This is a genomic window from Psychromonas saccharinae, assembly GCF_051201515.1.
Lineage (GTDB): Bacteria > Pseudomonadota > Gammaproteobacteria > Enterobacterales > Psychromonadaceae > Psychromonas.
The window spans coordinates 2,118,924-2,131,915 of record NZ_CP195153.1; the positions used below are offsets into that span (position 1 = coordinate 2,118,924).

General features: G+C 41.0%; 10 protein-coding genes. 5 read left to right on the forward strand and 5 right to left on the reverse strand.

Annotation, left to right across the window (positions count from 1 at the left end; genetic code table 11):
* Positions 1-24: 24 nt before the first annotated feature.
* From ACR30L_RS09380 to hydA (ACR30L_RS09395), 4 genes are read right to left on the reverse strand one after another with little or no spacing between them, the layout of a single operon-like run.
* Positions 25-972 (reverse strand): ABC transporter permease, encoded by a 948-nt coding sequence (locus ACR30L_RS09380; protein ID WP_435237748.1) that lies wholly within the window; start codon positions 970-972, stop codon positions 25-27.
* Positions 965-1,849, reverse strand: coding sequence for an ABC transporter permease (locus ACR30L_RS09385; protein WP_435237749.1), 885 nt, complete (start codon positions 1,847-1,849; stop codon positions 965-967). Before ACR30L_RS09385 ends, ACR30L_RS09380 begins: the two co-directional genes overlap by 8 nt.
* A gap of 25 nt (positions 1,850-1,874) precedes the next feature.
* Positions 1,875-2,708 (reverse strand): ABC transporter ATP-binding protein, encoded by an 834-nt coding sequence (locus ACR30L_RS09390; protein WP_435237750.1) that lies wholly within the window; start codon positions 2,706-2,708, stop codon positions 1,875-1,877.
* Positions 2,709-2,737: 29 nt separating this feature from the next.
* Positions 2,738-4,177 (reverse strand): dihydropyrimidinase, encoded by a 1,440-nt coding sequence (gene hydA / locus ACR30L_RS09395; RefSeq protein ID WP_435237751.1) that lies wholly within the window; start codon positions 4,175-4,177, stop codon positions 2,738-2,740.
* A gap of 461 nt (positions 4,178-4,638) precedes the next feature.
* Here hydA (ACR30L_RS09395) and ACR30L_RS09400 point away from each other — a divergent pair, with 461 nt between their 5' ends.
* The gene (locus tag ACR30L_RS09400) at positions 4,639-5,871 is read left to right on the forward strand and encodes a Zn-dependent hydrolase (RefSeq protein WP_435237752.1); all 1,233 of its coding nucleotides are present in this window, start codon (positions 4,639-4,641) and stop codon (positions 5,869-5,871) included.
* Between the two features lie 257 nt (positions 5,872-6,128).
* Here ACR30L_RS09400 and ACR30L_RS09405 read toward each other — a convergent pair whose 3' ends face one another.
* Positions 6,129-6,779 (reverse strand): TetR/AcrR family transcriptional regulator, encoded by a 651-nt coding sequence (locus tag ACR30L_RS09405; protein WP_435237753.1) that lies wholly within the window; start codon positions 6,777-6,779, stop codon positions 6,129-6,131.
* A 289-nt stretch (positions 6,780-7,068) separates the two neighbouring features.
* On the opposite strand from ACR30L_RS09405, the gene ACR30L_RS09410 reads away from it, so the two are divergent.
* From ACR30L_RS09410 to ACR30L_RS09425, 4 genes are all read left to right on the forward strand, one after another.
* Positions 7,069-8,421 (forward strand): NAD(P)-dependent oxidoreductase, encoded by a 1,353-nt coding sequence (locus ACR30L_RS09410; protein ID WP_435237754.1) that lies wholly within the window; start codon positions 7,069-7,071, stop codon positions 8,419-8,421.
* A gap of 1 nt (position 8,422) precedes the next feature.
* On the forward strand, positions 8,423-9,694 hold the full coding sequence (gene preA, locus ACR30L_RS09415) for an NAD-dependent dihydropyrimidine dehydrogenase subunit PreA (protein WP_435237755.1): 1,272 nt from the start codon (positions 8,423-8,425) through the stop codon (positions 9,692-9,694).
* Positions 9,695-9,852: 158 nt separating this feature from the next.
* Entirely contained in the window at positions 9,853-11,208 is a 1,356-nt protein-coding gene (gene hydA, locus ACR30L_RS09420) for a dihydropyrimidinase (protein WP_435237756.1), read from the forward strand.
* Positions 11,209-11,404: 196 nt separating this feature from the next.
* On the forward strand, positions 11,405-12,667 hold the full coding sequence (locus ACR30L_RS09425) for a Zn-dependent hydrolase (protein WP_435237757.1): 1,263 nt from the start codon (positions 11,405-11,407) through the stop codon (positions 12,665-12,667).
* The last annotated feature ends 325 nt before the right edge of the window (positions 12,668-12,992 follow it).

The following is a 12,992-nucleotide window of genomic DNA, read 5'->3' on the forward strand; positions in this document are numbered from 1 at the left end:
AATCGAGTGACATATAAATTGATATTATCGGTTACTGTCCCTGTATGCGGGGTGCCAAAACAGTAATGATTTTTCAAGCAGGGCAAGTGCCCCATAGCTTAATGAACCAGCAATTGCAGCAACAACAATAGTTGCCCATACTAAGTCCATATTCATTCGACCTACCTCTGTCGAAATTCTAAATCCCATTCCAACGATTGGTGTTCCAAAGAACTCAGCAACAATCGCGCCAATTAGTGCCAATGCAGAGTTTAGTTTTAACGCATTGAAAATAAAGGGTAAAGCATGGGGTAATTGATTTTTAAAAAATATCTGTGATGGTTTTGCTGCATAGGTGTGCATAAGATCTTTATGCAATGCATCGGTTGATTGCAAACCGGTTAACGTATTAATAAACATCGGAAAGAACGTCATAATAACAATAACTGCAGCCTTCGATTGCCAATCGAAGCCGAACCACATCACCATCACCGGTGCAATACCGACAATCGGAATAGCCGACATAAAGTTTCCTAAGGGAATAAGTCCATTTCGTAAGAACTCATTTTTCACCGCCCATTGCGCAACAATAAAGCCCGACAAGCAGCCCATGAAATACCCGGCAAGTACTGCCTTGAGATAGGTCTGTTGAAAATCTGCCCATAGCATAGGAATGTTGGATATTAATGCGATAAAAATATTACTTGGTGCAGGCATCAATACCGGCGAAATTGCGAATCCTTCAACAACGCTTTGCCAAGTTAGTAATAACATAAACGCAAATAATGTCGGTACTAAGGGTTTAATTTTTGGATTGTTAAGGCTTAGTTCTGTTAATTGGCCTAATAATTTTGCAATGGCATAAATAACAGCAATAAGTAAAACAACCAATAATGGCATTGATTGATAAAAGCCACGTTCCAGTGTCATAGTGAGTATGATTTGCAGTATAAATAGCCCACTATAAATTGAATTTTTAATAGTTTTAGGCATGATCTAATCCTCCACGACGACGCAATAATGCACTTTCTGCTAAGCCGACTAACCAAACTAAAAAAGAACCTAAAGCAGCGGCAACCATTAAGGCCGCCCATATTTGTTCAGTTTGTCCATAATAGGAACCACTTAATAATCGCGATCCTAATCCACCCTGTGCTCCAGTAGGGAGTTCAGCAACGATTGCACCAACTAATGCAGCTGCAATGGCGACTTTTAAACTGGCAAATAAATAAGGTTGTGCTGAATACCAACGCAGTTTCCAAAATACATCCTTGGCACTTGCGCTATAGGTCATCATCAACTCTTCATGTAACTTATCCGAGGAGCGCAATCCTTTTACCATCGCAATGGTCACGGGGAAAAATGACAAGTACATAGAGATGATTGCCTTGGGAAGCACGCCGGTTATATTTACCGCGCCAAGTACAACGACAATCATTGGCGCAATAGCAAGTATTGGTATAGTTTGCGAGGCGATCACCCAGGGCATTAGGCTCGACTCTAAGGTTTTGTTATGGACAATACCAATGGCGATTAAAATGCCAAGAATTGAACCAAATATGAAACCTAATAAAGTCGAATTTAAAGTGATTTGCGCGTGGTAGATAAGCGAACGTTTAGAGGTAACCGATTTATCAATAATCGATTTTTTTAACTCTAAGGCAACTTGATGCGGTGTAGGCAGCATTGGCCTTTTTATCTCATAGGCCTGTGACATAATTTGCGAATAAGTCCAATCCTGATTACGTCGTTCAAGGTTATTGATCAGTTGGTTACCATTCATAATAAGTGCTGCAAGATACCAAATTGCGATAATAATGAGCACCAGACTAATCAGTGAAAATGCCTTTTTCTGTATCGTGTTTGACATGACGGCGATTCCTTCTGCTGTATGGCTAATCGATAGCGTGTTGATCGGCAAGCGCTGAACGTATTTCACTAACTAAAGCATGAAATTTAGGATCATCGCGAAGGGCTAGATTTTTTAAACGAGGTAGCGGGCTTTCTATTACCTTCAATATACGGCCTGGACGCGGTGACATAACGACAATATGCGTAGACAGTAATACCGCTTCATCAATCGAATGGGTAACGAATACGACGGTTTTCTTGGTTTCACTCCAGATCCGTAATAATTCAATATTCATATGATCACGCGTGATTTCATCAAGTGCACCGAAGGGTTCATCCATCAATAATAAATCAGGATTCAAACATAGCGCGCGGGCAATAGAAGCACGTTGCTGCATACCACCGGAAAGTTGCCAAGGATATTTGTTATGAAAATCCTGTAAACCCACCATTTTTAAATATTTATCGATTTGCTTATTTTGATGATCATTCGTTTGCCTAGACACTTCCATCGGTAACGCGCAGTTATCACGAATATTACGCCATGGAAAAAGTGCGGGTGCTTGAAAGACATAGCCATAAAGCCGATTTAGTCGTGCATCCTGTGCGTCTGTTCCATTGACTTTGAGCGTACCAGAGGTAGGTTGTTCAAGGTCCGCAATAACGCGTAATAAAGTGGTTTTACCGCAGCCCGAAGGCCCGATAAACGAAACAAAGTCACCGGATTTAATACGCAAGTTAATATCAGATAAGGCATGAACATCCCCATCATTGGTGGGGAAGACTAGCGATAAATCTTCCACCGATATCATGTCTCTTTTTGCTTTTACAGCAGGTTCCACATCTGCAAGGTCAGTTGATTCTTGATCAGTTAACATACTACCTCTCTTATTTTTATTATTGGCGATTAACGTTCAATGGCAAAAGGGGCATGTTCTTCATTGTACTTTTTAACGGCTTCGAAAATACCCGGGAAAGCTGGGCGCTTGATATAACGACCTGCACCTTCAACGACATTTAATTTTCCATCTCTAAACACAACGTTGCCCTGACTAATCGTAATGTCTGGCGAACCAAGTACAGTGCGTCCTTCAAAGATATTAAAGTCGATTTTTTGATGATGCGTTTCTGCTGAAAGGGTATGCTCTTTTTTGGGATCCCAGATAACAATATCAGCATCGGAACCCACTGCTATGCAACCTTTTTGTGGATATAAATTAAAGATTTTCGCACTGTTGGTGGAGGTTACCGCAACAAATTCATTTTCGGTCAAGCGGCCTTTATTGACGCCTGAGTCCCATAGCACCATTAAGCGATCTTCTACGCCCGCTGTGCCGTTCGGGATTAATGTAAAGTCATCTTTACCTGCAGCCTTTTGACCCTCACAAAAACAACAGTGGTCCGTTGCCGTGGTTTGAATCGTGCCACCTTGTAAAGCTTTCCATAATGCCTCTTGATGACCCTTTGGTCGGAAGGGAGGGCTCATAACATGCGCTGCAGCCGTTGCCCAATCTGGATTGCGGTAAACGCTGTCGTCTAATTCTAGGTGACCGGCTAAACATTCCCCGTATACTCGTTGTCCTTCTTGGCGTGCTCGCGCAATTTCGTCGATTGCTTCTTTACAGGAAACATGAACCAAATAAAGTGGAATACCAATGGATTGTGCAATACGAATGGCACGGTTAGCGGCTTCGCCTTCAACTTCAGTCGGACGTGATTGTGGATGAGCTTCAGGGCCAGTTATACCTGCTTCAATTAATTTCTTTTGTAAATGATAAACAAGCTCACCATTTTCCGCATGAACCGTTGGCATTGCGCCTAATTCTAAACAACGGCTAAAACTATTTACCAGGGTATCATCGGCGGCCATAATTGCATTTTTATAGGCCATAAAGTGTTTGAAACTATTGACGCCTTCTTCTTTAACCAGAGTCCCCATATCGGCAGAGACAGAATCGTCCCACCAGGTAACTGCAACATGAAATGAATAATCGGCAACCGAGCGAGAGGCCCATTCTTTCCAAATATTAAATGCTTCCATTAAAGGTTGTTGTGGATTAGGAATAACAAAATCAATAATCATGGTTGTACCACCAGCCAAGCCTGCCGCAGTACCAGAGTAAAAGTCTTCACTCGCTACTGTCCCCATAAAAGGAAGTTGCATATGAGTATGTGGATCAATACCGCCTGGCATAACTAATTTACCTGTTGCATCGATAACTTCAGTATCGGCTGGAACACTGAGTTCATTTCCAATTGCTTTAATAATGCCATCTTCACAATAAATATCTGCAGAAATCGTTTGATCTGCATTGACTACTTTTCCGCCCTTTATTAATAAACTCATAACTCATAATCCTTTGTTGAGGTGCAAATGCACTAACTATATCGACGATGCAAATATCTAATTCGCATCTATTGCAATAAAAGAGAAGTGCAATAGGTATATCAAGTGAGGTTGCAAGTAGCAGGCCAAGGGCTGACCAATTGGACAGTTATTTTTATAAATGACTGATAAGTAGTGTTTTAAGTCTATTTTAAAATGTAAAAATGATTGAGTTGAGCAACCTGATTTAGGAAGACATGTTCGATAGCAGGGCGATAAATCCCAAAATTGGTGCATAAAATGAACGGTAATCGGATTTTAAATACACATTTAATTGATTTAAATCATAACAAGCCTGTTATTAGTGACTTTATATAAAATGAAAATTAGTTGTCCAGTTGGTCAGTAAATTGCATGGGAAGAATACGGATGGAATATTAAATTTGTAATTAACATTAACCCAATTTGAAATGGAGCCACACATGGAAGCATTTAAAGTAAACAAAGATCGCCTATGGGACAGTCTAATGGAAATGGCTAAAATCGGTGCGACTAAAAAAGGCGGTTGTTGTCGTTTAACCTTAACAGATTTAGATAAACAAGGACGCGAGCTTTATATTAAGTGGGCTGAAGAAGCGGGTTGTACGGTAAAGGTAGATGCGATTGGTAATATTATGTGTACACGACCAGGTGAAGATATGAGTTTAAAACCTGTCGGTACCGGTAGTCATCTTGATACGCAACCAACAGGTGGAAAGTTTGATGGTGTATTTGGTGTATTAGCTGGGTTAGAAGTCGTTCGTTCATTGAATGACCATAATATTAAAACTAAACACCCAATTGAAATTTCAGTGTGGACCAATGAAGAAGGATCACGTTTTGCACCGGCTATGATGGGATCAGGCGTGGTATCAGGTCGCTTTACTTTAGAGGAAATTTTAGACAGTACCGACGTCGATGGTTTGCGTTTAGGCGATGAATTAGAACGCATTGGTTTTGCTGGGCCAGAGCCTGTGACAGGGCGTGCTTTTCATGCTTTCTTTGAAACACATATTGAGCAAGGCCCTTATTTAGAAGCTGAAGAAAAACAAGTGGGTGTTGTTACCGGCGGTCAAGGGCAGCGTTGGTTTAATGCTAAAATTATTGGTCAAGAATCCCACGCGGGTACCACACCAATGCATTTACGTAACGATGCCTTAATTGCCAGTTCACAATTGGTCTTAAAGGTTGAAGAAATTGCAAAAGCGCATCCTCCTGGCTGTGGTACTGTCGGTTTTATGCAAGTGATGCCCAATTCACGTAATACCATTCCAGGTGTGATTGAAATGAGCATCGACCTACGTCACCCTATCGATGAAGAGTTAACGGCGATGGATGCTGACTTAAAAGCCGCAATTGCCGAAATAGAACAAAGCGGTGTCAAAATAGAACTCGACCCTTTCTGGTATTACGAGCCTATTCATTTTGATACGGACTGTGTATCTGCCGTACGTAAAGCCACTGAAGATTTAGGCTATAGCCATATGGATATTATTGCAGGTGCGGGCCATGATGCTTGTTATGTCTCAGATTTTGCGCCCACCAGCATGGTATTTACACCGTGTTTAAATGGCATCAGCCATAATGAAATTGAAAGTACCACGCCTGAAGAATGTGAAGGTGGTGCTTCAGTATTAATGAATGCGATGTTAACCATGGCAGGCGTTGTAGAATAGTTATTAGCCTCGAGTGACGAGCTACGAGTGTTAAACTTAGCATTCGCAGCTATCTTTATACTTCGCAGCTAACAGCCCGTCACTCGAAGCTATCTTTATTCTTCGGATCTAGCAACTCGCCACTCGAAGATATCTTTGTTCTTCGCAGCTAGCAACTCGCCACTCGAAGCTATCTTTGTTCTTCGCAGCTAACAGCTCGTCACTCGAAGCTATCTTTATTCTTCGCAGCTAGCAGCTCGCCACTCGAAGCCATTTATTCACAACAACTTAATCCCACAACCTTTTAATACCATTCGCGTAATCAATTCTGCACCCGCTTCATAATCATTATCTTCAAGATCTGTTTTTTCTAGCATCATACTCATTTGTAGACCGTAATCTGCGTAGGCTTGTGTTGAAGACCAAATCATAAATAGGAGGTGTTCTGGGCTAACCGGATTCATCCATTGCTTGGCGATCCACTCGCGAATCACCTGACAAGTGCGTTCAAACTGATCTTTCAAATCCGTTTGTAATTGTTCACGTAAGTAGGGGGCGCCGTGAAGGATTTCCGCTGCAAAGATACGAGAACCATTGGAATGAATTTTAGATTGCTTTATTTTTTGCAGGATATAATGGCGCAAACATTCACTGGGATGCTTGTCTGCGCTCATTTCTTCCATGTGGGTTAACCAAGTCAATAATAACTTACTAAGAACCTCTTTATATAAAGCTTCTTTTGTTTTGAAATAATAAAGAATATTGGATTTAGGAAGATTAGCTTGATCTGCAATAGCGGAAATTGTGGTACCACTGTACCCATATTCAGCAAAGCGTTGTTCTGCGACCACAAGAATTAATTCTAAATTATTCTTTCGTGTATCTGTCAATTTACGACGTTTAGCGTTTACTAGTTGGGTTTTTTTCATCTCAGACTCTCTGCACTGTATTGTCGCGTTTGCCTTTTGCTGGTGCGTTATTATTTCATATTTTTCAAATCTATCGTACCGCTATCTGTTTATTTTTAAAAGCAGTCAAATTTATTTAAAAATAGAAATTTATATATCCTATTTAAAACATGTAGTTACAGGTGTGCTTTAAAATCAACCTAAAAGTTCTGACCTTTTGGTCAGTTATTGGCGTGTCCTTTGCATTGTTATATGAGTAAAACAACAAACACTGGCAGATCTGTAATTATAAATAGGAGAGATTATAGTGATGAATACGGAAAATTCAGAAAACTATTCGCAGCAACAGCTAGCATTAGATCAAATGTTTAAAGATATCAATCCAGCTTTAAGTGCGCGTCAAGCGGGCATCGAAAGTTCGCGTTGTTATTATTGTTATGATGCTCCCTGCATTAAAGCATGTCCTTCTAAAATTAATATACCGAGCTTTATCGCGAGTATTCACTCCGATGATCTAACCGGTGCAGCTAAAACCATTTATAGTGAAAATATTATGGGTGGTAGTTGTGCGCGAGTTTGTCCAACGGAAATTTTGTGTGAACAAGCTTGCGTGCGCAATAAAGAAGAGGAAATGTCCCCCGTAAAAATTGGTTTATTACAACGCCATGCAACGGACAATGCTAAATTCGATGGTCATCCCTTTGAACGTGCTGCATCGACCGGTAAAACGATCGCCGTTGTTGGTGCTGGCCCTGCGGGATTAAGTTGTGCACATCGATTGGCATTACTAGGCAACGATGTTGAGGTATTTGAAGCACAAGACAAAGCGGGCGGTTTGAATGAATACGGTATCGCAAAATACAAATTAACTGAAAATTTTGCACAGGAAGAAGTTGATTTTATTTTAGGTATTGGTGGCATTACCGTGCATTACAATACCGCATTAGGTGAAGATATTACCTTAAGCCAACTCAAACAAGATTTTGATGCGGTATTTTTAAGTATTGGCCTGCAGGATACGGCGTCACTTTCATTAGACAATGAAGAAAATGACAGTGTTATCAATTCTGTTGATTATATTAAAGAACTCAGACAAGCGTCGGATATTGCACAATTAGATATTCCATTAGACAGTGCCGTTGTGATTGGTGCGGGTAATACTGCCATAGACATCGCATGCCAATTGAAACGATTAGGTACTGAAGAAGTCACTTTAGTTTATCGTCGTGGCGAAGCCCAAATGAGCGCAACTAAGCACGAACAACAAATTGCTAAAGACCATGAAGTGCGAATTAAAACCTGGAGCCAACCCGAAGAGATTAAATTAGATTCAGATGGCAAAGTAACTGCCATGAGCTTCAGAAAAACATACCTAGAAGAAGGTAAATTAGTGGGTAGTGATGACCTATTTGACGTACCTTGCAGCGCAATCTTCAAAGCCGTTGGTCAAAAAATGGCATACCCAGCCACTGAACAACTTATCCCGACGATCAGTAATGGCAAAATTGCGACCTTCCATAATCAACTTACCAGCATTGAAGGTGTTTTTGCCGGTGGTGATTGTACTGGGGTAGGACAAGATTTAACCGTAGAAGCCGTACAGCAAGGAAAATTAGCCGCATTGGCTATTCAGCAGTCGCTAAATTCACCAGAGGAGAAATAACATGGCTGATATATCAATCGAATTTGCAGGTATTAAATCGCCGAATCCTTTTTGGTTAGCGTCTGCACCACCAACGGATAAAGCCTATAACGTAGAGCGTGCTTTTGAAGCTGGATGGGGCGGTGTTGTCTGGAAAACATTAGGTGAAGATCCTGCAGCCGTAAACGTTTCATCACGTTATTCAGCACTTTATGATCATAATGGTGAAGTCTCTGGTTTCAATAATATCGAATTAATAACGGACCGTAGTTTAGCCGTAAACTTACAGGAAATTACCGATGTGAAGAAACGCTGGCCTGATCGTGCGTTAATCGTGTCGTTAATGTTTCCCTGTGAAGAAGAAAAGTGGAAAACGGTACTTGAACTAGTTGAAAAAACCGGTGCAGATGGTATCGAATTAAACTTTGGGTGCCCACACGGCATGCCTGAACGTGGTATGGGCGCAGCCGTTGGACAAGTCCCTGAATATGTTCAAATGGTGACGGGGTGGTGTAAGCAATACAGCACATTACCGGTTATTGTAAAACTAACCCCTAATATTACCGATATCCGTATGCCTGCTCGTGCAGCTAAAGGGGGCGGTGCTGATGCTGTTTCACTTATTAATACGATCAACTCTATTACCGGTATTGACCTTGATAAAATGGCGGCGCGTCCAATTGTTGATGGCAAAAGTACCCATGGTGGTTATTGTGGTCCAGCGGTTAAACCCATTGCATTAAGTATGGTTAGCGAAATTGCACGTGATCCTGAAACTGCGGGTATCCCTATTTCAGGCATCGGCGGGATCGGTGAGTGGAGAGATGCCGCTGAATTTATTGCGTTGGGAGCCGGATCGGTGCAGGTCTGTACAGCTGCAATGATTTATGGATTCAATATCGTTAAAGAAATGAAAACCGGTTTATCCAATTGGATGGACAGTAAAGGCTATGAAAAAATAACCGATTTTCAAGGGCTAGCGGTACCTAATACGACCGATTGGAAAAAGCTCAATATGAACTACAAAGTCGTTGCAGACATCGATCAAGATAAATGTATTGGTTGTGGTCGCTGTTACCAAGCCTGTGAAGATACTTCGCACCAAGCTATCAGTGTGACTTCATTGGACGATGGCACCAACAAGTTCGATATTATTGAAGATAATTGCGTCGGTTGTAATTTATGTGAAATTACCTGTCCAGTGGATGATTGTATCACCATGGATGAGCGTTCGCAGGGACAACCATTTATGAATTGGATGGAAGACCCACGTAACCCCTATAGAGAAGTATAACCAAGGTCTGCAAAGGTTTGTCCAACTTAGATGGGCAAACCATTTTCCTTATTAATTTTTATAACTCGATTATGAAACCCGTTATAGCTTATATAATAAGGGCTCTCCTGTAGTTTTACTTTTTAAGTGTTAAACAACTTTAAAAGGATCAGTACAGTATGGATTTAATCATTAAAAACGGAATGCTAGTTTCCGCATCTGAAACCTATCAAGCCGATATTGCTGTCAAAGACGGTAAAATTACCGCTATCAGCAATGATTTAGGAACGGATGCAACCAGTGTCATTGATGCACAGGGAAAATATGTGCTTCCCGGTGCGATTGATGCACATACTCACCTCGCGATGCCCTTTGGCGGCACCGTTTCCTCAGACGATTATTTTGCAGGAACACGCGCAGCAGCATGTGGCGGTACAACAACCGTCTTCGATTTTGCCTTGCAAGACTTCGACGAGCCGATGCTTGATGTCATTAAACGGCGCGATAAAATCGCAGCGCCGCAAGCAGCAGTAGACTATGCTTTCCATATTGGTGTTAAAGATATTCACGGTGAATTACTTGATTCAATGCAAGCGGCGGTGGATTGTGGCGTACCTTCCTTCAAAATATTCATGGTATATGATTTCGGCGTTTCCGACGGCGTGTTTTATCAACTCTTAGAAAAATCCAAAGAAATTAATACGATGATTTCGGTGCATGCAGAAAATAATGATCTGGTGAATTACAACGTTAAAAAATTCCTATCAGCAGGCAAAACAAGCCCTTGGTATCATTACCTGTCTAGACCCGAATTTGTTGAAGGCGAAGCCGATCTTCGCGCTATTCAGTGGGCGAAAGAAACCGGAGCAAAACTGTATATTGTTCACCTTGCCAATAAGCAGGGCGTAGAAGCAGTAACCCTCGCCAAGCAGGAAGGCTATCCGATATACGCAGAAACGTGTCCTCAGTATTTACACTTCACTCGTGACGTATATAAACGCGATGACGGTCGTAACTTTGTTTGTTCTCCACCGATGAAAGGCCAACAAAGCCAAGATGCACTCTGGGACGCATTGAAACGTGGCGATATAGATGTCGTTGCAACGGATCATTGTCCGTTTATGCAAAGTGAAAAGGATTGGGGGCTTAATGACTTTAGTAAAATTCCTAATGGCTGTGCTGGGGTTGAGAATATGTATCCTTACATGCTCGATAAAGCCAATAAAGGAGAAATTACCTTTAATAAGGCGGTTGAGTTATGTGCAGCAAATCCCGCAAGAATATTTGGTTGCGCAGATAAAGGGAGTTTAACCATTGGAAAAGATGCAGATATCGTTATTTACGATCCAAATAAAGATTTCACGATCACCTGTGAAAAGATGCATTCAGATTATGACCATACCATTTGGGAAGGAACGGATTTGACTGGGTATCCTGAAATGACATTTTCTCGTGGCAAATTAGTATTTAACAATGGGGAATTTCTAGGCGAAGCGGGATATGGAAAATTCATAAAACGGCAATTAACGGAATAAAAATACAGTTAGAGGAATGCTTCGATTATTAAATAGTGACTATTTAGTAAAGCAACTCGAAGCCTGCTAAGCAATACCATAACGTTGGCAGACTGCGTAAATAAATACAATAATTACGAATAGTTATAAGTAAACAATAATAAAAGTCTTTTCTCTAAAGTGATTGAATATTATTAATATCATAGGAGAGATAAATATGTACGAGTGTAACTTAGAAAGAATGACGGAGACCATTAAAACATTTTCTACTTACGGTGATGCAGGACACGGTGGAATAACACGTTACTCACTTTCACCAGAAGCTATTCAGGCACGTAATGAATTCGTGAGTCGCATGAAGGCAATCGGCGCTGTGATTGAGTTTGATGATGTTGCAAATATTTACGCAACGATTCCAGGCTCTGATCCAAAGGCAAAACGGATTGTAATGGGATCGCATGTTGATTCAGTTAAAAATGGCGGCAATTACGATGGCATTCTTGGGGTTATTAGTGCAATGGAAACCCTAGAAACCGTGGTTGAAAATAACATCGCCCATACTCATCCCTTAACGGCGATGATTTGGACTAATGAAGAAGGATCTCTATATCCACCCGCGATGATGTGTTCTGGCATTGTTTGTTACGATTATTTACCCGATGATGTGAAGGAAAAGTTTCGGTTAGAAGATAAACTCGCGACAAAGGATATGTTAACGGGAAAAACCACCTTTGGCGAAGCACTTGAAAAGTCTGGTTTTAAAGGGGATAAGAAAAACCGTTTAAACCCAGAGCAATATTTATGTATGTTTGAAACGCATATCGAACAAGGTCCTATTTTAGAAGATGCCGGTAATGATATTGGTGTGGTTGATTGTGTACTGGGTATGTTCAATTATCGGGTCAAATTTTACGGTCAAACCACCCATGCTGGTACCTTTCCAATGCAAAAACGTAAAGATGCGTTATTCGCGGCGTCACAGGCAATTGTCTACCTTCATCAAGAAATCGATAAATTAGGCTATCCCGAACTGGTTTACACAACCGGTGAAGTATCTTGTCATCCCTGCGTACACACCTGTGTGCCGGATTATGTGGATTTTTGTATTGATGTCCGCCACGAAGATGCCAAGGTGCTCGATAAAGTATTGAACATCATTAAAGGCTGTGCAGAAAAAGACTGGAGTGGTTGTTCATGTACCGTTGAAAAAGCGTGGAACCGTGACACTATTTATTGGGATACAAAATTGGTTTCCTATGTTAAACAAGCCGCCGAAGAAGCGGGCGTTTCTCATCAAACGATTCATTCGGGTGCTGGTCACGATGCTCAATTTGCAGCCTATATGATCCCATCGACCATGGTGTTTGTACAATCAAAGGATGGTTTGAGTCATTGTGAACTTGAATCTTCTACCTATGAGCAATGTACCGCAGGGGCAACCGTGATGATGAATGCGGTGCTTAAGGCAGATAAAGCGTAAAATAGAAATATTGTGATGACCGAGAATATAAAGTAATAATAGAGACAACACTTTATTATGAGTGGATCAACGGCGTAGGTTGATCCATTCTATTCCGGCTTATTAAAATCTCATTGGTGAATCTGCATAAAAGCTAAGCTTGAAATACTTATAGGAACGCCTTATTTTAATTGAGACCTGGATTTATATACAGTTCAGGTGCTTTTCTACATTTCCACCGTAAATCTGGCATGTTGCCGTATTTCCACATGATTTATATTTCACAACTGTATTTTAACTATTTGATATGCGGTTAGATTATAGTAAGATTAATTTTTTATTATGT